A 20,506-nucleotide genomic window follows, 5' to 3' on the forward strand; every position below is an offset into this window, starting at 1 on the left:
TAAATTATTGCGGCATGGCGTCGCGGGGGATAATCGCCCCACGATGCTGAATGACGGTGCTTGCCGTCAGGTGGCCTCGTTTTGCGGCTTCGGCAGCATCGCCACCGGTCAGACGGACCGCCAGATACCCGGCGCTGAAGGAGTCTCCGGCCGCAGTGGTATCGATCACTTTCTCTTTCGGTAGTTTAACTGCAGGAACGTCGATCAGTTCTTCGCCTGCAATTGAAACCAGGCAAGAGTCTGCGCCACGCTTCACAACCACTTCCTGAACGCCAGCAGCGTGAGTACGGGCAATCACCTCGGCAACGGGTTTTTCACCCCACAGTGCGTCTTCATCGTCCAGCGTCAGGAATGCGATATTGGTGCATTCCAGCATCTGCTGATACACCTGCTGGGTTTCTTCTTTGCTGCTCCACAGACGTGGGCGGTAGTTATTGTCAAAAATGACCTTTCCGCCGTTGGCACGGCATTCACGTAGCAATGACAGCAGCTTGTCACGGCTTGCCGGGCTTAAAATTGCCAGGCTGATTCCGCTCAGATATAAGTAGTCAAATGTCGCCAGCTCTTCGCAAATCGCGGCAGACTGATCGCTCTCCAGCCAGAATTTTGCGGCGGCTTCATTACGCCAGTAATAGAAGGTGCGCTCGCCAGTGCTGTCGGTCTCAATGTAGTAGAGACCCGGCAGGCGGTTTTCCATGCGTTGGATTAATGAGGTATCTACGTTTTCACCCTGCCAGGACTCCAGCATTTGTTGGCTAAAACTGTCGGTACCCAGTGCAGTCACATAGTGTACGGAAAGTGCCGCCGCATCGACCTGACGGGCGATATAAACGGATGTATTCAACGTGTCGCCACCGAATCCGCGCTGAACGTCAGCGCCTTTCTGTGACAGCTCAATCATGCATTCGCCAATCACGGCAATCTTTCTGGACATAGTCGTAACCTGCTCTGAAAAAAATTAGCGTTAGTGTGCGCTGTGGGTGTTAAGTGGTCAACTATATTAAAACATCGTTCCATTATTTTTTTGAGCCAGCACGTGTTCTGCGTTGTTTTTGCCGCTTAGTTTTTATTTTTGCGCACAGCTGAACGTAAAGTTCTTCGTCTGAGCGCCGATAACCTTTGACGAGTCCGGTCAGTCACACTCTTATTTACAGGACATCTCAGATGATAAAGCAGGTTACCCAGCAGCTCATTACGCCCGATGCGAGTATTGAAAGCTTGCTGGAAAGACGCTATTGGCTGCAGTGCGAGCGTGCTTACACCTACCAGCCAATTTACCAGACCAACGGACGGCTGATGGCCGTTGAACTGCTGACCGTCGTGAGCCATCCTGATAACCCTTCCCAACGTATTGCACCAGACCGCTATTTTGCTGAAGTGGCTGTACGGCATCGTGTTGATGTAGTGAAAGAGCAACTTCTGCAGCTTGAGCTGAAAGGGGGCTTTTTCAGAGCCAACAACCTGCTGGCTTCAGTGAATGTCGATGGACCAACACTCATTGCGATGCGTCAGGATCCCGAAATCCTGAAAATCATTGAAGGCCTGCCGTGGCTGCGTTTTGAGCTGGTGGAACATATCCGCTTGCCGAAGGGGTCGTCGTTCGCCTCAATGTGCGAGTTCGGCCCGCTCTGGCTGGATGACTTTGGTACCGGAATGGCGAACTTCTCGGCGCTTAGTGAAGTGAGTTATGACTATATCAAAGTGGCGCGGGATCTGTTCGTCATGCTGCGCAAGACGCCGGAGGGACGTAATCTCTTCACACTACTATTGCAGCTCATGAACCGCTATTGCCGCGGTGTCATTGTCGAAGGCGTTGAAACGCTGGAAGAGTGGCGCGATGTGCAAAACTCACCGGCTTTCGCTGCGCAAGGCTATTTTCTCTCTCGTCCAGTGCCTCTGGATACGCTTGAAGAGGTGATCCTGTCGCTTTGATGAGGGCGTAGTGCACCTCCTTTTCATCCTGCTGGACTATCTTTAGGACAGGCAAGGAAGGAAGTAAGGAGGTTAGACATGACGAGAACAGGTAAAATAACCACTTCAGTAATAGGGGTTTTCTTGTTGTTGATCGTCGTACTCATCATTGTGATTGCGACATTTGACTGGAACCGGCTCAAACCGACCATCAACCAGAAAGTCTCTACAGAACTCAACCGGCCCTTTGCTATACGGGGTGACCTGGGCGTGGTTTGGGAACGCCAGAAGCAGGAAACTGGCTGGCGTAGCTGGGTTCCGTGGCCGCATGTTCATGCTGAAGATATCATCCTCGGCAACCCGCCGGACATTCCCGACGTCACCATGGTGCATCTCCCGCGCGTTGAAGCTACACTCGCCCCGCTGGCGCTGCTGACAAAAACCGTCTGGCTCCCGTGGGTCAAGCTGGTCAAACCCGATGCGCGGCTGATCCGCCTGTCGGAGAAAAACAATAACTGGACCTTTAACTTAGCTGGGGACGAAAACCGCGATCCTGATGCGCCGCCATCCGCATGGTCTTTCCGGCTGGATAACATTCTGTTCGACCAGGGACGTATCGCCATTAACGATAAGGTGACGAAGTCGGAGATTGAGATCCTGGTCGATCCGCTGGGTAAACCGTTACCCTTTAGCGAAGTGACCGGCGCAAAAGGTAAAGAGAGCAACGCCCGCGTCGAGGACTACGTGTTTGGGCTGAAAGCGCAAGGGCGATATAACGGCGAACCGCTAAGCGGTAGCGGAAAAATAGGCGGAATGCTGGCGCTGCGTGGCGAAGATACGCCTTTCCCGATTCAGGCTGATTTCCGTTCGGGCAATACGCGCGTAGCGTTTATCGGCACGATAAACGATCCGATGAATATGGGCGGGGCGGATCTGCGGCTTAAATTCTCGGGAGATTCGCTAGGGGATTTGTACGATTTGACCGGCGTACTGCTCCCGGATACGCCGCCGTTTGAAACCGACGGACGTCTGGTGGCGAAAATTGACCCGGAAAAATCCTCTGTTTTTGATTATCGCGATTTCAATGGTCGTATTGGCGACAGCGATATTCACGGAACGCTGGCCTACACCACCGGTAAGCCGCGACCCATGCTGAAGGGTGATGTGGAATCACGCCAGTTGAGGTTGGCCGATTTGGGGCCGCTGATCGGGGTGGATTCAGGCAAAGGGGCGGAACGGGCAAAACAATCTGAACAACGCAAAGGTGAGAAGAGCGTTCAGCCTGCGGACAAGGTCTTGCCGTATGACCGTTTTGAAACCGATAAATGGAACGTGATGGACGCTGACGTGCGTTTCAAAGGACGGCGTATTGAGCATGGCAGTAGTCTGCCGATCAGCGATCTCTCCACTCATATCATCCTGAAAAATGCCGACCTGCGCCTGCAACCGCTGAAATTTGGTCTTGCGGGAGGCAGCATTGTCTCCAGCATCCATCTGGAAGGGGATAAAAAGCCGATGCGGGGACAGGCGGATATTCAGGCGCGGCGGCTGAAGCTAAAAGCGCTGATGCCCGATGTGGAACTGATGCAGAAAACGCTCGGTGAAATGAACGGGGACGCTCGGTTTAGCGGAAGTGGAAACTCGGTAGCGGCGCTGCTGGGTAACAGCAATGGCAACCTGAAACTGCTGATGAATGACGGCTTGATCAGCCGGAATCTGATGGAAATTGTGGGCTTGAATCTGGGGAACTATCTTGTCGGGCAGATATTTGGTGATGACGAAGTGCGGGTGAACTGCGCGGCGGCGAATCTGGATATTGTTAACGGCGTGGCGCGTCCGCAGATTTTTGCTTTCGACACGGAAAACGCAGTCATTAATGTCACTGGTACGGCGAGCTTTGCGTCGGAGCAACTGGATTTAACCATCGATCCGGAGAGCAAAGGGATTCGTATTATTACTCTGCGTTCGCCGCTGTATGTTCGCGGCACATTTAAGAATCCGCAGGCTGGCGTGAAGGCCGGACCGCTGATTGCGCGCGGTGCGGTTGCTGCCGCATTAGCCACGTTAGTTACTCCCGCGGCAGCCTTGTTGGCGCTGATTTCGCCGTCAGAGGGTGACGCGAATCAGTGCCGGACGATCCTGTCGCAGATGAAGAAGTGATGTCTGGCCGGATGTTTATCCGGCCTGGATTTCATGCTCAACCCAGGCCGGATAAGGTGGTTATGCCGCATCCGGCAAAAGAATTACAACGACTGATGGCGGGTTTCGTGGGTCAACAGCAGTGCAATCAGCGTCAATGCCGCCATCGATGCCAGATACGTACCAACAGCCGCCAGACCATAATTCGCCTGCAACCATGCAGCGATGTATGGGGCAACCGATGCGCCGAGAATCGACGAAACGTTGTACGAGAACGACGCCCCCGTGTAGCGCACTTCGGTCGGGAACAGCTCCGGCAGCAGTGCGCCCATCGGGCCAAATGTCAGACCCATCAGGCTTAAGCCCAGCAACAGGAAGGCGAACACCAGCACCGGATTGCCAGAGCCGAGCAGCGGTTTAAAGGCAAACAGCGCAAACAGAATGATCAGCGTGGTGATGATAAGCATGCTCTTGCGGCGACCAAACGCATCGGCCAGCAGGCCCGCCACCGGTACCATGACGCCAAAACCAATAACCGCCATCATCAGCATCCACAACACTTCATTACGCGGCAGGCCAAGCCCTACGGGCGCTGCGGCGGTACTGAACGTCATCGAATAGACGGTCATGATATAGAACAACGTATAGGTCGCCAGCATGATGAACGTGCCGAGGATCGTCACGCGAACATGTTTTGTCAGTAGAGTACCCAGCGGGATTTTCACCTGTTTTTTCGCCGCGGCTACTTTGGCGAAGACCGGGGATTCATGCAACGAAACGCGGACGTACAGACCGATAATCACCAGCACCGCGGAGAAGATGAACGGTACGCGCCAGCCCCAGCTCATGAACTGTTCGTCGGTCAGCAGCCAGGAGAGCAGCAGAAAGGTACCGTTGGCGAAGAAGAAACCGATAGGCGCGCCCAGCTGCGGAAATGATCCGTACAGCGCGCGTTTGCGCGGTGGCGCATTTTCCGTCGCCAGCAACGCTGCGCCGCCCCATTCACCGCCCAGACCTAAACCCTGGCCAAAACGCGCCAGCGCCAGCAGCAGTGGGGCGAAAATGCCGATAGTTTCATAGCCCGGCAGCAGGCCAATGACGACTGTCGAGATCCCCATGGTAAGCAGTGAAGCAACCAGCGTGACTTTACGGCCGACGCGATCGCCGAAATGTCCGAACACCGCGGAACCGATTGGTCGGGCCACAAAGGCGATAGCAAAAGTGGCGAGGGACTGTAGCGTAGCCGCGGTCGGATCCCCCTGCGGGAAGAAGATATGCGGGAAAACGATCACCGCGGCGGTGGCGTAAATATAGAAGTCGAAGAACTCAATGGCGGTGCCAATGAGCGAGGCGACGACAACTTTATTGCGCGAGTTGACCGGGGTGTGTTCCTGTTCGTTGTCGAGTGTTGTGGCTGTTGCTTGCATAATATTTTCTTATTTTTGGCCGAACGAAAGGTCATATTACGCACAGCAAAAGAGACATTTCAATCTGTAACAAACTTTGAGATTGGTCAAAAACAGAGCAAAAAGGGGATAATTTTTAGGCTTGAGATTTCACTTCCATGAAATGCTTCACACAATTTAAAACTTGGATGATAAAACTGGTTTTTGGTTAAATAAAAGTTACGGGTTGGATTTATTCACTAAATCAGTGAGAGCGGGCGGCATTATAATTGCCGGATGGGGCTGCGCTTATCCGGCCAACAATACTCTCCCGTAGGCCAGATAAGCGCAGCCCCATCCGGCCAGTTAACAAAGATTAGCGGTGTGTTTTCCCCGGCATACGCGGGTCGTCTTTGTATTCCGCCGTGGCAATCCAGGCTGCGCAAAACAGGGTCAGACGAGCGAAGAAGTAGAAGAATGCCATCAGTCCAAGCACGGAACCAAATGCCGCGCCTGACGGCGACTGCACCAGTGATGGCAGCGTATACGTCATGATCATTTTGATGACTTCAAACCCCAGCGCCGCGATAAAGGTACCGCGTATGAGCGCTTTCTTACGCGGTCGGTGACGCGGTAGCCGCCAAAAAATCCAGAAGAACAGCAGGTAGTTGGCGAAAATAGAGATGGTCAGGCCGATCAGTCGCCAGGCGGGCTTCAGCCATTCGATACCGTCGAGATACAGCGCAGAGATAATCATCTGCTGGGCGGAACCGGCGATAGAGGTAATGGACAGAGTAACAATCAGCGCAACCAGTAAGCCAATCAAGGAAACAAAATCACGCAGATATTTGACCCAAATTTTTTCCTGATCCTGCGGCGTACGTTCCCAAACATCCCGCGACTGGGCACGAATCGCTTCGCGCAGGTTCCCCATCCAGTTAATGCCGGAATAGAGCGCGATACCCAGCCCAACCAAACCTACGGTCGTACGCTGCTGAACGGCGGTATTGATGGTGTTTTTAAGCGTAGAGGCGAGCGTCGGATCGCTGACGTTCAGCAGAATCTTGCTGAAGATATCCTGCAACAGCGTAGGGTGCGAAGCGAGAATAAAACCCGCAGCGGCAAACGACACCATCAGGATTGGGATCATCGACAGAAACGAGAAGTAGGTAATGGCGGCGCCAAACTGATTTCCCATACGATCGTTAAACCGCTCTGCGGCACGAATAAGATGGGCGATGATGGGCTGGCGTTGAATTTTATCAGCGAAGGTCAGCGCGGTTTTCAGCGCCTGGTTCGCTTTAGCGTTTTTCTCCGGCGCGGCGGAGGCTGATTTATGTTCTGGCGTAGGGTGTTTTGCGTCTTGTTCCTGCGTCATCCGATCGGTTGTCCTTATTTTGTTCACTCATGACATTATAGCCTGCTCAGGGGCGCATCCTGAAAAATGGACTAATCCACATAGTCTTTCATCACGCCAGTCAGCCATTCCATAAACAGATGTACCCGGCGGGAGAGGTTGCGCCGATGCGGATAAAGCAAAGAGACTGGCATTGGCTCGGCGCGATATTGCGGCAACACTTCGACCAGCGTACCGGCGCGCAGGGCATCACGCACGCCAACGCGCGGCACCTGAATAATGCCCAGACCGGCAAGGCATGCTGCGTGATAGGTTTCGGTACTGTTTACCGTTAGCATGCCGCCGGTTTTAACCCATTGCGTGCCGTTTTCTGTCGCCACTTCGAAACCTTGCGCACGCGTTCCCAAATTGACCGAGTAATGCACCACTGCATGCGAGGCAAGATCCTCCAGGCTTTCCGGGTAACCAAAGCGGGCGAGGTATTGCGGGCTGGCGCAGTTAATCTGCGTGAGTTTCCCCAGCGGGCGCGCAATCAGCCCTGAATCTTTCAGCGTACCTACGCGTACCACACAGTCGAAACCTTCGCGGATCAAATCCACCAGGCGGTCGCTGCTGCTGAGTTCGAGTTCCAGGCCCGGATACTGATGCAAAAAGCTCGGTAAGCGGGGCATCACCAGGTTTCTTGCTACACCGACCGGCATATCAACGCGCAGCTTGCCGCTGATGCTGGACGGATCGTGATGGAACAGCCCATCCAGCTCATCCAGATTACTCAACAGATCTTTCGCGCGTTCGTAATAGATCATGCCGTCTTGCGTGAGCTGAACGCGGCGTGTTGTGCGGTGCAACAATTGCGTGCCCAGATGATTTTCCAGAGCCTGGATCTGGCGCGATACGCTACCTTTAGGAAGTCCGAGGGTGTCTGCCGCGCGCGAAAAGCTCTCCAGTTCTGCGACGCGGATGAACAACTGCATTGCGTGAATTTTATCCATTCTCATGCCCTATTGTTGTTCTAAATGAAACAGTAATGCGCAGTTAGCAGTATTTATTGTTCTTCTATCACCTAATAAGCTTTGTCTCAATCTTCACAACACCTGAAATGAGGTTTCTTATGACGCAACGTATCGCATTGGTGACTGGCGGCGGCCGTGGACTCGGTAAGAACGCGGCGCTGAAGCTGGCGAGTAAAGGAATCGGTATTATCCTGACGTGGAACAGCAATGAAAAAGAAGCGCAGCAGGTTGTGGATGAAATACGCCAATCTGGCGGTAAAGCGGCGGCATTACCGTTGAATGTCGGTGATATTTCTACATTCCCTCAGTTTGTTCAACAGGTGCAGGGAACGTTACAAACGCAGTGGCAAAGTAACGCATTTGATTATTTATTAAACAATGCCGGGATCGGCATTAACGCACCGTATCCGGCATTTACTGAAGCGCAATTTGACCAACTTTTGAACATCCATTTTAAGGGCCCCTTTTTCCTGACGCAGAGCTTGCTACCGCTGATGAATAAAGGTGGTCGCATCCTCAATGTCTCGACCGGGCTTGCCCGCTTTGCGCTACCGGGTTACAGCGCATACGCAGCCATGAAAGGTGCGATGGAAGTGTTAACCCGTTATCAGGCAAAAGAGCTGGGAGAGCGCGGCATAACGGCGAATATTATTGCGCCAGGCGCAATAGAAACGGATTTTAGCGGCGGAAATGTGCGGGATAATGCGCAATTGAATGCGTACATTGCATCGCAAACGGCGCTGGGACGCGTTGGTTTGCCGGATGATATCGGCGATGCAATTGCTGCGCTGCTTAGCGATGAACTGGCCTGGATGACGGCACAGCGTATCGAGGTATCTGGCGGAATGTTCTTGTAAACCCATAAGGTGCTTATTCAACATGTCACGGCATGCGTTGAATAAGCACTTAATGCTAGATTGTATTTTGTAACAGATTTATCCATTGTCGTAGATATCTTATTTTTAGCTAAAAATATAAAATCATATTAATTAATATTCATTGTCTTATCATGAGCGTCGAATATTAAGACTTTCCCTAGTTTTCGAACCTGTTTTTGTTCCTTTGTATGATCCTTCGGGTCGAGCTGTAACTATTCATAACTTCTGCTTCTTTCTTCCCCATCTATCGGTAAAATGGCCCCCGCCAAATGGTGACTTCTTATTTTACCCTATGGGTAATACCCTTCCGCATGTTAAGGCTAATATCCTATTCGGATGGAGATAAATAATGCAGGTAGTAATGTTTGACAGGCAGTCAATATTTATTCATGGAATGAATGTAAGTTTGCAGCAACGTATTCCAGGAGTGGATGTTCAGGGTGTCAGTCAGGCAGATGAACTTTGGCTGACGCTGGAAGATAAACCCGAGGCATTAGTTATATTGGATGGCGACCTTGATGCTGAGTTCTGCTGTAGCTTGCTGCAACAGATAGCAGAGCGCTTTGCGATGGTGAAGGTGCTGGTGACCGCAACGGACTGCCGTAAAAAATGGCTGCAAGAGGTCACTAAACTGAACGTGCTGGCCATTGTTCCGCGCGATTCTGACGCGGAAACCTTTACGCTGGCCCTCAATAGCGTCGCGATGGGTATGATGTTTATCCCCAGAGACTGCATAACCGCTACCGAAAGCGGTGGGCAAAATATCAGATTGCTCAGCGCGCGTCAGCGGGAGATTTTGACCATGCTGGCCGCCGGAGAATCTAATAAACAAATTGGTCGACTGTTAAATATCAGTACCGGAACGGTAAAAGCCCATCTTGAATCGTTGTACCAGCGCCTGGAGGTAAAAAACCGTACGCAGGCGGCAATGATGTTAAACAACACCATTTACTAGGAACATATTTCACAGTCAGAATATTTCTGGCTGTGAAATAAACACCGGCCAGATATTTTTAGCGCAAAATTGGGTAATTCCCACACTGAATATCCACGTAATTAATGCTTCCAGCTGAAACCTGTCTTTTATTTGCGTCATTTCCTTATGGATGAATGCCTCGCAGATCCTCATATCTGCGAGCAGCAATGTTTCTGCCTGCATCACCGTAATTGGGGTATCAAAGGATTCATTGGCGGTGATTTCGTGTCCGTAGCCAATGACCCAGATGCCTTTTTTGTCCTGATACTTTTCCAGCGACAGGCCCTGCCATTGCTTAATAAATGCAATACAAGCGGGCGTGAAATGCGTCGAACGCAGCGGCATAATAGTCTCTGTGCAAAGAGACCTATTCTAAAAAAAACACGCCGTTACGCTAGTTGCCTGACAGCCAGTATTTACCGCAAAACGACCTATGCCGTGGGCGGCTGATATTCCTGTTTTAACAGACCAAAAATCCAGTCATCGTGCCAGGTATGATGTAGCCAGTAGCTTGCGCGTAGCGTGCCTTCATGAATGAACCCGACCTTTTCCAACAGACGCCGTGAGGCTTCGTTTCCTGCGGTGACACAGGCGGTCAGTCGCCGCAGACCGCCGCTGGCAAATGCGTATTCACACACGGCATGCAGAGATTCAGCGCCATACCCTTTACCCTGCGCCTCTGGGGCGAGCAGAAAGCCAACCTCGGCACATTCATTGCTCTCCTGAATGTATCCGGTCACGCCAAGCGGTGCTCCCGATGTCTTATCGCACAGGAGCAGACATAGCCAGTGCGGGCTGCCGGGAAACCATTCAGGCAGGCGGGAGTCGAAGGCTGTCCGTATTTCCTCTTCAGTACGTGCGTCAGCGACAAAACGCATCACATCTGGGTTCTGCTGTAGCGTTAAGAAGAACGTCCAGTCATTTTCTGTCAGTGGGCGGCAGAGCAGACGTGATGTTTGCAGTACAGGCACAGGCTTATCTCCAGAATAATTTTCAATGATTGTGCGGAAGTCACTGTAAAACTTATTTATTTGCTATATGAATGTGTTCTAGTCTACATCGGCACAACGTTGCGTTTAAAAAAGATAATTACATACCATTGTGAGGCCGCATGTTTTGGGTCCTTTTAGGGAAGATGATGACCAATAGCGCGTTACAAGCGACATGTACACCCTTTGAACATTGTCTGGGGATTATCCGCCAGGCGTCGGTAGAAATATTACTGCTGCTAGGCGTACATGCCGCAGAAGGCAAAGACCCACGGTGGTTTCTCGAGCAACTGGATCAGGCACGACTGAATCTGGGCGGCTGGGGGGCTGTCGCCAGACGGTTGCAGATGAATGATGCGCAATTGAGCCAGTTCACTCTGCGGCTACGTCATCTTCAACAGAGTGTACCCCAATATGAAAATGGCCAGGACGTCAGTGAAAACCAGCTGATTTCAGCGCTGCGCTTTGTGGCTTCTCTGGAACAATTACGCCAGCAACAGCCCATCCTGAAGTATCAAACCGAAATTGCACCTGTGGAGCCGGATGCTCAGATGCGGGCGCAGCGTCAACTTCGCGCAATAGAATTAACCCTCAAATCTCTGATTGCACGGGTATGGCCGGATCAACATCCTCTCAACAGCTTTCTGAAACAGCACTTTGGTGGTGAACGTCTGCGTCGCTGGCTAAAGTTGGGCGAAGGACGAGATGCGCTGGACGGTATGATGTTTAGCGAGCTGGCGCTGATGGTCGTCGATAAGAAATTATTCGTTCGCCACTTTACGCAGATTTTTAACGATACCTCAGTGCTCATGTCATTTGTTGAGCCGCGTATCACGCTACGCATGTTTTTGGATGATTGCCGCCTGGCTCGTAACTGCGTTATCGCGCAGCAGCCGCTGACGTCGGTACAACTGATGTTGCTGGACTACCAGTACCGACAGATAACTCATCCTGTGCAACGGGCATTTGAAGAACGGCGTACGCGCATTAATCCTGCGTCGTATCTGGAATCTGATGAGGCCATGGTCCGCCAGTTTTGGGAAACAGCAAAGCAAAAAGACGAGCAAGCGGGAGGCGATAAGCATGAAATCGCAGACAGTATTGATCCGCCGGAAAAGCGGGCCAAGCGCACTGCGGAAGAACGTGAACAGCTGATTTCCGGTATGTTGTGGGTAGCGGTCGGCGTGATGGTGCTGGCGATTTCGCTGGGTGCGTTCTGGTTATTCACTTCGCCAGCGCCACAGGCGTCTTCCGGACAATCCGTTGAAATTGTGCAGGAGGAACCGCGACGTGATGCCCCTAGCGCACGGGAGGCGGTGACCCGAATGGGCATCACCTGGGATGCCTTTAACATGCGGGCGGCTATCGATCGCAATGACACCCGCGTGACGTCACTGTTCCTACAGGGCGGGATGGACTGGAAGCTGGCGTGGACGGAGCAGGCGTTTTCGGCGGGCAATACAGAGGTGTTGAGACTGCTGCTGCGTTACCCTTCGCAGATGGATGAAAGCAAACCATGCCGACAGTTTATGACTACGCTCAGCCATGCGATGTCGAATGGGGCATCGCTCACTTCGCTGCATAAAAGTTATCTGCAAAGTTTTTGTTCCGTGCCTGCGGTCGTTGCGCGTCAGCAATATGATCTTGAGCAGGCCGAGCTGCGTGTTCGCGCCCAGCCAAGCCCTGAGAACAAGAAATGGCAGAAAATTCACGCCGAGCTGTACGATGCGATTAACTAAAAGCCTGATGACTCAGACCGTCAGCTGCTAGGGTTCGCCATACAAACCGATGAGTCGGCGCACCACGCCATTGGTCCAGCCAAAGCCGTCCTGCAACGGATATTCCCCACCGCCGCCTTCGCGCGGCGCGGCGTCGGCTATGTGGTATTTTTCGATAAGTTTGTGGTGTTCCTGATAAAAGAGATTCACCGTTTTCAACCAGTTACGGGCAATTTCATCCCCGAGATGGTCGTCACCGTACAGTTTGAAGCCTTGGATCGCCATCCACTGCAGCGGCGCCCAGCCGTTGGGTTTATCCCATTGTTCCCCGGTTTCATGCTCCGTGGCTAAAATGCCACCGGGCGTGAGCAGGCGACTGCGAACTGCGTTAGCAAGCCGATCGGCTTGTTCATGCGTTGCCATACCGACATACAGCGGTACAATACTGGCGGCAGAAAACAGGGCCATTTGTTCGCGCCGCCAGTCGTAATCGCGATAGCAGCCGTTTTCATCGTCCCAGAGATAGCGGTTTACCGCATCACGACGATCGCTGGCTTTCTGGCGAAACAGTGCTTCCGTTTCTTTGTCACCTTTTAGCGCGGAAATATTGGCGATAGTGCTTTCCAGCTTGTAGAGGAATGCGTTCAGGTCAATTGGGATGAACTGCGTGGTGCGTATGCTGGCAAGGCGGCCTGCGTCGCGCAGCCAGCGCGATGAATAATCCCAGCCAGAAGCCGCGCCCGCGCGTAAATCCCGATACACTTCATTGGGCGGGCGACCCGAATGCTTGGCGGTCTCGACGTCTTCAAGCCATGACTCATCGCGCGGCGTATCACGATCGTCCCAATAGCGGTTAAGTAGAGAGCCGTCCGACATTCTGATCACGTGTCGGTAGGCCTGGTTGAGTACCAGGGAATCGGCGCCATCCATCCAGAACGCGTACTCCATTTTTAGATGATCAAGGTAACGACGCGCGCCGCGTACGCCATCTTCTTCAAACAGCTCCACCATCAGGGCAAAAACGGGCGGCTGTGAGCGGCTCAGATAGTAAGTACGGTTGCCGTTCGGGATGTGACCATAGTTTTCAATCATCCAGGCAAAGTTATCTGCCATACATTTCAGCAGATCTTCGCGGCCGCTCTCTGCCAGACCCAGCATGGTAAAGTAGGAATCCCAGTAGTAGGTTTCGCTAAAACGCCCGCCTGGCACAATGTATGACTGCGGTAACGCCAGCAGAGAGGACCAGGGAATGTGATCCTGCGGCTCGCGCGTCAGCACCGGCCACAGTTGATCAATATGTTCTTTCAGCGAACTTTCCGGGTCAGAAACGTATTCGCTGGAGGGCGTTTCCGGGAGCCAGAAATGGTTCTCGACGAAGCGTCGCAGATCGAAGTCCCGATGGCGTTTAACCTTGCGATAACGGATTAAAATGTCCAGCGGGTCCATTTTGGGCGCACAATCAGGGAAGGTTTTACTATCCGCAAACAGTTTGGATGACTGGACGTGTTCGAACAGTTCGAGATAACGATCGGCAGGAGTTAACGCATCTGAAGCGGGAAGCCCTTCAATCATCTCCGGCTCAGGCTCCGCCTCAATCATTTCATCCAGCTTTAACTCGCACGGATCCATTTCATAAAGCAGATCGATGTCGATCGTCATTTCTTCAGAAGGGGCGTGGGGTAGTTTCTGGTTGAGCATAATGAGAAAGACCTCCGATGGACGTTGAAAGATTAAGGCTATTGCCCGGTCGTCAGTTAAGCGTAGACACTCGCTTCGGTGTCGGGTGAGTAAAGCGTGCGGTTGATCACGTTTTAATGCTGAGCAAAATTTAAAGAATCAGACTATCCCAATGAAAATAATGGATAATTCAAAGTTCTGCATAATCTGAATATATTCCATTTTCAGAGCATTCGATTGCAACGAGGTGTGAACAGAGAAAGGTAACGTCTTATCTCTATAATAGGCGCAGGCTATTCTATTGATAGTTCTCCTCCATGTAATTGCTTGATACTTATCAAAATAGTAATCCCCTTATTTCCTATGATGGTCAGGTCTGACAAAGACTGTGCATTAATTATTCTAATTTTTCTGGGTCACAATAACTCACAACGGTGAGGGTAAAATAATGAAAATCATTACCCGTCTTACCGCGATTGCCATAGCTGGCGTCGTGATTTGTTATTTTGGATTATCCGGTTATGTGTGGTATCACGATAATCAACGTAGCAAACAGGCTGATGTTCAGGCCTCTACGCTGGAAGAAAATAATAAGGTATTAGGATTTTTACGCGAAAAAGGATGCGATTATTGTCACACGCCTTCAGCTGAATTACCTTTCTATTCTTCTTTTCCTGTCGCTAAGCAGTTGATGAATTACGACATTCAACTGGGATACAAATCATTCAATCTTGAAGCCGTTCGTGCGGCGCTGGTCGCAGATAAACCCGTTTCGCAAAACGACCTGAATAAAATTGAATGGGTGATGCAGTACGACACCATGCCGCCAACGCGATATACCGCGCTGCACTGGGCCGGGAAGGTCAGCGATACGGAGCGAGCCGAGATCCTGGGCTGGATTGCGAAACAGCGTGAGCAGTATTACGCCAGTAACGATACCGCCGCGCAGCATCGTAATGAACCAGTACAACCGATACCAGAAAGTATCCCGACCGATGCCCGCAAAGTAGCGCTTGGCTTTACGCTTTACCACGACCCGCGTATTTCAGGCGACAGCACGATTTCTTGCGCGCATTGCCACGCCCTGAATGCAGGCGGCATGGATGGCCGGAAAACGTCGATCGGCGTAGGCGGCGCCGTTGGCCCGATTAATGCGCCGACGGTGTTTAACTCGGTCTTCAACGTTGAACAATTCTGGGATGGTCGTGCGCCAACATTGCAGGCGCAGGCAGGCGGCCCGCCGTTGAACCCTATCGAAATGGCGTCTAAATCCTGGGATGAAATTATCCAGAAACTGGATAAAGATCCGCAATTGAAGCAAGAGTTTATCGCGGTTTATCCGCAGGGATTCAGCGGGGATAATATTACCGATGCGATTGCTGAGTTTGAGAAAACGCTAATTACGCCAAATTCGCCGTTTGATAAATGGCTACGCGGCGATGAAGCGGCGTTAACTGCTCAGCAGAAACATGGCTATCAATTGTTTAAAGATAATAAGTGTGCGACCTGTCATGGCGGTATTATTTTAGGCGGGCGCTCATTTGAGCCATTGGGTTTGAAAAAGGACTTTAATTTCGGTGAGGTCACTGCCGCAGATATTGGCCGCATGAACGTCACTAATGAATTACGTGACAAGCTGCGTCAAAAAGTCCCGGGCTTGCGTAATGTTGCGCTGACCGCACCTTATTTCCATCGCGGTGATGTGCCTACGCTCGATGGCGCGGTAAAACTGATGCTGCGTTATCAGGTGGGTAAAGAACTGCCGCAGGAAGATATCGACGATATCGTGGCGTTCCTCGAAAGCTTAAACGGCGTGTATACGCCATATATGCAGGGTAAATAAGAGAAAACCGGATGGCAAAGCACCATCCGGTTTATTTATTGCTTAACGCATGGTAACGAATTCTTCTGCCGCTGTTGGGTGAATCGCAACGGTGTTATCAAAGTCTTTCTTGGTTGCGCCCATTTTCAGCGCCACCGCGAAGCCTTGCAGCATTTCGTCCATGCCAAAACCGATGCCATGAATACCAACAATCTTCTCTTCCGGACCCACGCAAACCAGCTTCATACGGCACGGCTGACGATGTGAGGTGACAGCGGTATACATCGCGGTAAACGAGGATTTATACACTTTCACCTGGTCATCGCCGTGCTGTTCGCGAGCCTGCTGCTCGGTCAAGCCCACGGTGCCAATCGGCGGGTGGCTGAAGACCACGGTCGGGATGTTGTTGTAGTCCAGATGCTCGTCCGGCTTGTTGTTAAACAGACGCTCGGACAGACGACGGCCCGCGGCAACGGCAACCGGCGTCAGCTCAACGGCACCGGTATTGTCGCCGACGGCATAAATACCCGGCACGCTGGTGTTCTGGAATTTATCAACGACGATGTAGCCTTTTTCGTTGGTTTTCACGCCGGTAACAGCCAGATTGAAGTTGTCCGTTTCTGGCTCACGACCAATCGCCCAAATCAGGCAGTCTACCGTTTCGCTACGACCATCTTCCAGTTGCAGGGTCAGGCTGCCGTCAGCGTTTTTAACAACTGCTTTTGGAATCGCGTGAGTATGCAGAGTCGGGCCTTCGGCGTTCATCACCTCAACCAGCGTGTCGACGATCATCGGGTCAAAGCTACGCAGCGGCGCGTGTTTACGTACGAACAGGTGCGTTTGGGCTCCCAGGCCGTTAATCACGCCAGCCAGCTCAACGGCAATGTAGCCTGCACCAACAACAGCCACGCGTTCTGGTAACGCTGGCAGCTCAAAGAAACCATTAGAATCAATACCGTATTCCGCGCCAGGGACAGTCGGGCGACTCGGGCGACCACCAGTGGCAATCAAAATATGATCGGCAGTGATGGTTTCACCATTCACTTCAATGGTTTTTGCATCAACGAAGCGCGCAAAGCCTTTGATCACATCGACATTATTTTTGCCCAGCACATTGTCGTACGAGGTATGAATGCGGTCGATATAAGCGGTACGCGTTGCGATCAGTTTATCCCAGTCGAACTTATTGATGGTGGTGTCGAAACCGTAATCCGGACCGTACATGTGGATCGCTTCGCGGACCTGTGCGGCATGCCACATCACTTTCTTCGGTACGCAGCCAACGTTAACGCAGGTGCCGCCTAACTCTTTGGCTTCAATCAGTGCGCATTTTTGACCGTACATTGCTGCACGGTTAATGGAGGCAATACCGCCGCTGCCGCCGCCAATAGCGATGTAATCGTAATGCCTGGTCATGGCTTTTCCTTTAACTGTTCTGTGAATGATTACCTGACAATATCGTGCTTATCAGGACTAACAAACATCGTCGGTGATGGCCGTAATTGTATGACACCGCCTGATAGGTTCCACTGATATTTGTGATTACTCAGGGACGATCCAGTTGACTGAAGTATGACCGGTTCCTGTCGGAACCAGTTTGCTGTGCAACCACGGCAGGACGTTGTTCATCTGCTGCTCCAGCTTCCACGGCGGGTTAATCACAATCATGCCGGAAGCCGTCATGCCGCGCTGATCGCTGTCCGGGCGTACTGCCAGCTCAATTTGCAGAATTTTGCGGATGCCGGTGTCTTCGAGGTCGTGGATCATGCGCTTGATTTGTTGGCGCAGAACCACCGGATACCACAACGCATAGGTGCCGGTCGCGAAACGTTTGTAGCCTTCGTTAATACCGGTCACTACTGCCTGGTAGTCGCTTTTGATTTCGTATGGCGGATCGATAAGGATCAACCCACGACGGGAAACCGGCGGCAATTTTGCTTTCAGCTGCTGATAACCATCGGCTTTGGCCACGCGAGCGCGCTCATCTTTCTGGAATTCGCCGCGCAGCAGAGGGAAGTCGCTCGGGTGCAGTTCAGTTAATTGCAGGCTGTCCTGTTCGCGCAGCAGCTGGCGAGCAATTAACGGAGAGCCCGGGTAGTAGCGCAACTGACCGCTACGGTTGAAGTGCTGCACTACGCCAATGTAGGGTTCCAGTTCGGCAGGCAAATCGTCCTGCTGCCAGATACGGGCGATACCTTCAAGGTATTCACCGGTACGTTCGGCATGCTCACTGCTCAGCTGATAACGGCCTGCGCCAGCATGGGTGTCCAGATAGAGAAACGGTTTTTCTTTCTCTTTGAGTGATTCAATGATCAGGCTCTGAACGGTGTGTTTAAGGACGTCGGCGTGGTTGCCTGCGTGATAACTGTGGCGATAACTGAGCATGGGTAATGAAATTCCGCTGAAATGACGATTTGCCACAGTTTACAGCAGATCGGCACAGATTACCCGTAGGCCCGGTAAGCGCAGCGCCACCGGGCGTCTTTCCATCACGGTTAGCATTGAAATCCTCTACACTTAACCCCATTGTACAAATTAATATGCACAGCGCCGGATACGCGCTTCATTCACTCTTTTCAACAGGACCGCGCTAATGACCAATCCATTGCTGACTCCCTTCGAACTGCCGCCGTTTTCTAAAATTCAGCCAGAGCACGTTGTGCCTGCCGTCACTAAGGCGCTGAACGATTGCCGTGAAAATGTTGAGCGAGTGGTTGCGCAGGGCGCGCCGTACACCTGGGAAAATCTCTGCCAGCCGTTGGCAGAAGTCGACGATGTGCTGGGGCGTATTTTCTCTCCGGTTAGCCACCTGAACTCGGTGAAAAACAGCCCGGAACTGCGTGAAGCCTACGAACAAACGCTGCCGCTGCTGTCTGAATACAGCACCTGGGTTGGACAACATGAAGGCCTGTACAAAGCGTACCGTGACCTGCGTGATGGCGATCATTACGCCACCCTGAACACCGCACAGAAAAAAGCGGTTGATAACGCGCTGCGCGATTTTGAGCTTTCTGGTATTGGTCTGCCGAAGGAAAAACAGCAGCGCTATGGTGAGATTGCCACCCGCTTGTCTGAGCTTGGTAACCTGTATAGCAATAACGTCCTCGATGCTACGATGGGCTGGACCAAGCTGGTGACCGACGAAGCGGAACTTGCCGGGATGCCGGAAAGCGCGCTGGCCGCCGCAAAAGCGCAGGCTGAAGCCAAAGAGCAGGAAGGCTATCTGTTAACCCTGGATATCCCAAGCTACCTGCCGGTGATGACCTACTGTGATAACCAGGGGCTGCGTGAAGAAATGTATCGCGCATACTCCACCCGCGCCTCCGATCAGGGGCCGAACGCGGGCAAGTGGGACAACAGCCCGATAATGGAAGAGATCCTCGCGCTGCGCCACGAACTGGCACAACTGCTGGGCTTTGAGAGCTACGCCTTTAAATCTCTGGCTACCAAAATGGCGGAGAACCCGCAGCAGGTACTCGACTTCCTGACTGACCTGGCGAAACGTGCCCGTCCGCAGGGTGAGAAAGAGCTGGCTCAACTGCGCGCCTTCGCGAAAGCGGAATTTGGTGTTGATGAGCTGCAGCCGTGGGATATCGCTTACTACAGCGAGAAACAAAAACAGCACCTCTACAGCATCAGCGACGAGCAACTGCGTCCTTACTTCCCGGAAAACAAAGCCGTTAATGGTCTGTTTGAAGTGGTTAAACGTATTTATGGCATCACCGCCAAAGAGCGCACCGATGTTGACGTCTGGCATCCGGAAGTTCGTTTCTTCGAGCTGTACGATGAAAACAACGAGCTGCGTGGTAGCTTCTATCTTGATCTGTATGCCCGTGAACACAAACGCGGCGGGGCGTGGATGGACGACTGTGTCGGCCAGATGCGTAAATCCGACGGCACATTGCAAAAGCCGGTCGCTTACCTGACCTGTAACTTTAACCGTCCGGTGAACGGTAAACCTGCGCTGTTTACCCACGATGAAGTGATCACCCTGTTCCACGAGTTCGGCCATGGTCTGCACCATATGCTGACTCGTATTGAAACTGCGGGGGTTTCCGGTATCAACGGTGTGCCATGGGATGCGGTCGAACTGCCGAGCCAGTTTATGGAGAACTGGTGTTGGGAGCCGGAAGCGTTGGCGTTTATCTCTGGTCACTTTGAGACCGGTGAACCGCTGCCGAAGGAACTGCTGGATAAAATGCTGGCGGCGAAAAACTACCAGGCAGCGCTGTTTATTCTGCGTCAACTGGAGTTCGGTCTGTTTGATTTCCGTCTGCACGCGGAGTTTAACCCGCAGCAAGGGGCTAAAATCCTCGAGACGCTGGCGGAAATTAAAAAACAGGTCGCCGTGGTGCCGGGCCCAACGTGGGGCCGCTTCCCGCATGCCTTCAGCCACATTTTTGCTGGTGGCTACGCAGCGGGTTACTACAGCTATCTGTGGGCAGACGTACTGGCGGCAGATGCCTTCTCTCGCTTCGAAAATGAAGGGATTTTCAACCGTCAAACCGGACAATCGTTCCTCGATAACATCCTCACCCGTGGCGGTTCTGAAGAGCCGATGGAACTGTTCAAGCGCTTCCGTGGCCGTGAGCCACAGCTGGATGCAATGCTGGAGCATTACGGGATCAAAGGCTGATTATT

The 20,506-nt window shown here is 52.3% G+C and carries 16 protein-coding genes; 7 read left to right on the plus strand and 9 right to left on the minus strand.

The window, feature by feature from the left end:
• Positions 1-4 precede the first annotated feature (4 nt).
• A complete protein-coding gene (locus tag JQN59_RS00990) occupies positions 5-934 on the minus strand; it encodes a sugar kinase (RefSeq protein WP_103014703.1) in 930 nt (309 codons plus the stop codon).
• Positions 935-1,164: 230 nt separating this feature from the next.
• Between JQN59_RS00990 and pdeH the strand changes: the two genes are divergently transcribed.
• Both pdeH and JQN59_RS01000 read left to right on the plus strand, forming a co-directional pair.
• Positions 1,165-1,932: a cyclic-guanylate-specific phosphodiesterase gene (gene pdeH, locus JQN59_RS00995; RefSeq protein WP_008786408.1), complete on the plus strand. Its 768-nt coding sequence runs from the start codon at positions 1,165-1,167 to the stop codon at positions 1,930-1,932.
• 78 nt (positions 1,933-2,010) lie between these two features.
• Positions 2,011-4,071 carry an AsmA family protein gene (locus tag JQN59_RS01000; RefSeq protein ID WP_032945315.1) on the plus strand — a complete coding sequence of 687 codons (2,061 nt, stop codon included), beginning with the start codon at positions 2,011-2,013 and terminating at the stop codon, positions 4,069-4,071.
• Between the two features lie 83 nt (positions 4,072-4,154).
• On the opposite strand, the gene JQN59_RS01005 is transcribed toward JQN59_RS01000, so the two are convergent.
• The 3 genes from JQN59_RS01005 to JQN59_RS01015 form a co-directional block, all read right to left on the minus strand.
• A complete protein-coding gene (locus JQN59_RS01005; RefSeq protein ID WP_003023312.1) occupies positions 4,155-5,477 on the minus strand; it encodes an MFS transporter in 1,323 nt (440 codons plus the stop codon).
• 334 nt (positions 5,478-5,811) lie between these two features.
• On the minus strand, positions 5,812-6,813 hold the full coding sequence (gene yhjD, locus JQN59_RS01010; RefSeq protein ID WP_048215344.1) for an inner membrane protein YhjD: 1,002 nt from the start codon (positions 6,811-6,813) through the stop codon (positions 5,812-5,814).
• Between the two features lie 71 nt (positions 6,814-6,884).
• The gene (locus JQN59_RS01015) at positions 6,885-7,784 is read right to left on the minus strand and encodes a LysR family transcriptional regulator (protein ID WP_103014704.1); all 900 of its coding nucleotides are present in this window, start codon (positions 7,782-7,784) and stop codon (positions 6,885-6,887) included.
• 119 nt (positions 7,785-7,903) lie between these two features.
• On the opposite strand from JQN59_RS01015, the gene JQN59_RS01020 reads away from it, so the two are divergent.
• Together JQN59_RS01020 and JQN59_RS01025 are read left to right on the plus strand one after the other, a co-directional pair.
• Positions 7,904-8,662 carry an SDR family NAD(P)-dependent oxidoreductase gene (locus tag JQN59_RS01020; protein ID WP_048215346.1) on the plus strand — a complete coding sequence of 253 codons (759 nt, stop codon included), beginning with the start codon at positions 7,904-7,906 and terminating at the stop codon, positions 8,660-8,662.
• Positions 8,663-9,032: 370 nt separating this feature from the next.
• On the plus strand, positions 9,033-9,638 hold the full coding sequence (locus JQN59_RS01025; RefSeq protein WP_003827446.1) for a helix-turn-helix transcriptional regulator: 606 nt from the start codon (positions 9,033-9,035) through the stop codon (positions 9,636-9,638).
• Between the two features lie 15 nt (positions 9,639-9,653).
• Here JQN59_RS01025 and JQN59_RS01030 read toward each other — a convergent pair whose 3' ends face one another.
• Both JQN59_RS01030 and JQN59_RS01035 read right to left on the minus strand, forming a co-directional pair.
• On the minus strand, positions 9,654-10,004 hold the full coding sequence (locus JQN59_RS01030) for a glycoside hydrolase family protein (RefSeq protein ID WP_048215347.1): 351 nt from the start codon (positions 10,002-10,004) through the stop codon (positions 9,654-9,656).
• Positions 10,005-10,090: 86 nt separating this feature from the next.
• A complete protein-coding gene (locus JQN59_RS01035) occupies positions 10,091-10,630 on the minus strand; it encodes a GNAT family N-acetyltransferase (RefSeq protein ID WP_048215348.1) in 540 nt (179 codons plus the stop codon).
• 167 nt (positions 10,631-10,797) lie between these two features.
• Between JQN59_RS01035 and JQN59_RS01040 the strand changes: the two genes are divergently transcribed.
• Entirely contained in the window at positions 10,798-12,387 is a 1,590-nt protein-coding gene (locus JQN59_RS01040) for an STY4199 family HEPN domain-containing protein (RefSeq protein ID WP_032945303.1), read from the plus strand.
• Positions 12,388-12,414: 27 nt separating this feature from the next.
• Here the strand turns inward: JQN59_RS01040 and JQN59_RS01045 are convergent, their stop codons facing one another.
• Positions 12,415-14,064 carry an alpha,alpha-trehalase gene (locus JQN59_RS01045; RefSeq protein ID WP_003827453.1) on the minus strand — a complete coding sequence of 550 codons (1,650 nt, stop codon included), beginning with the start codon at positions 14,062-14,064 and terminating at the stop codon, positions 12,415-12,417.
• A gap of 427 nt (positions 14,065-14,491) precedes the next feature.
• Between JQN59_RS01045 and JQN59_RS01050 the strand changes: the two genes are divergently transcribed.
• Complete coding sequence (locus JQN59_RS01050) at positions 14,492-15,886, plus strand: cytochrome-c peroxidase (protein ID WP_149607356.1); 1,395 nt, start codon at positions 14,492-14,494, stop codon at positions 15,884-15,886.
• 42 nt (positions 15,887-15,928) lie between these two features.
• Here the strand turns inward: JQN59_RS01050 and gorA are convergent, their stop codons facing one another.
• Together gorA and JQN59_RS01060 are read right to left on the minus strand one after the other, a co-directional pair.
• A complete protein-coding gene (gene gorA / locus JQN59_RS01055; protein ID WP_149607355.1) occupies positions 15,929-17,281 on the minus strand; it encodes a glutathione-disulfide reductase in 1,353 nt (450 codons plus the stop codon).
• Between the two features lie 126 nt (positions 17,282-17,407).
• Positions 17,408-18,250 carry a 23S rRNA (adenine(2030)-N(6))-methyltransferase RlmJ gene (locus tag JQN59_RS01060; RefSeq protein ID WP_071446704.1) on the minus strand — a complete coding sequence of 281 codons (843 nt, stop codon included), beginning with the start codon at positions 18,248-18,250 and terminating at the stop codon, positions 17,408-17,410.
• A gap of 208 nt (positions 18,251-18,458) precedes the next feature.
• Here JQN59_RS01060 and prlC point away from each other — a divergent pair, with 208 nt between their 5' ends.
• On the plus strand, positions 18,459-20,501 hold the full coding sequence (prlC, locus tag JQN59_RS01065; RefSeq protein ID WP_149607354.1) for an oligopeptidase A: 2,043 nt from the start codon (positions 18,459-18,461) through the stop codon (positions 20,499-20,501).
• Positions 20,502-20,506: the final 5 nt, after the last annotated feature.

Source organism: Citrobacter sp. B72, from assembly GCF_016894305.1.
GTDB classification, from domain to species: Bacteria; Pseudomonadota; Gammaproteobacteria; order Enterobacterales; family Enterobacteriaceae; genus Citrobacter; species Citrobacter portucalensis.

Excerpts from the sequence above, each read along its gene's own strand:
- JQN59_RS01045 (WP_003827453.1), bottom strand. The coding sequence starts at position 14,064 with ATGCTCAACCAGAAACTACCCCACGCCCCTTCTGAAGAAATGACGATC.
- JQN59_RS01050 (WP_149607356.1), top strand. The coding sequence starts at position 14,492 with ATGAAAATCATTACCCGTCTTACCGCGATTGCCATAGCTGGCGTCGTG.
- JQN59_RS01000 (WP_032945315.1), top strand. The coding sequence starts at position 2,011 with ATGACGAGAACAGGTAAAATAACCACTTCAGTAATAGGGGTTTTCTTG.
- JQN59_RS01030 (WP_048215347.1), bottom strand. The coding sequence starts at position 10,004 with ATGCCGCTGCGTTCGACGCATTTCACGCCCGCTTGTATTGCATTTATT.
- JQN59_RS00990 (WP_103014703.1), bottom strand. The coding sequence starts at position 934 with ATGTCCAGAAAGATTGCCGTGATTGGCGAATGCATGATTGAGCTGTCA.
- JQN59_RS01025 (WP_003827446.1), top strand. The coding sequence starts at position 9,033 with ATGCAGGTAGTAATGTTTGACAGGCAGTCAATATTTATTCATGGAATG.
- JQN59_RS01015 (WP_103014704.1), bottom strand. The coding sequence starts at position 7,784 with ATGGATAAAATTCACGCAATGCAGTTGTTCATCCGCGTCGCAGAACTG.
- yhjD (WP_048215344.1), bottom strand. The coding sequence starts at position 6,813 with ATGACGCAGGAACAAGACGCAAAACACCCTACGCCAGAACATAAATCA.
- JQN59_RS01020 (WP_048215346.1), top strand. The coding sequence starts at position 7,904 with ATGACGCAACGTATCGCATTGGTGACTGGCGGCGGCCGTGGACTCGGT.
- JQN59_RS01005 (WP_003023312.1), bottom strand. The coding sequence starts at position 5,477 with ATGCAAGCAACAGCCACAACACTCGACAACGAACAGGAACACACCCCG.
- prlC (WP_149607354.1), top strand. The coding sequence starts at position 18,459 with ATGACCAATCCATTGCTGACTCCCTTCGAACTGCCGCCGTTTTCTAAA.
- JQN59_RS01040 (WP_032945303.1), top strand. The coding sequence starts at position 10,798 with ATGACCAATAGCGCGTTACAAGCGACATGTACACCCTTTGAACATTGT.
- gorA (WP_149607355.1), bottom strand. The coding sequence starts at position 17,281 with ATGACCAGGCATTACGATTACATCGCTATTGGCGGCGGCAGCGGCGGT.
- JQN59_RS01060 (WP_071446704.1), bottom strand. The coding sequence starts at position 18,250 with ATGCTCAGTTATCGCCACAGTTATCACGCAGGCAACCACGCCGACGTC.
- pdeH (WP_008786408.1), top strand. The coding sequence starts at position 1,165 with ATGATAAAGCAGGTTACCCAGCAGCTCATTACGCCCGATGCGAGTATT.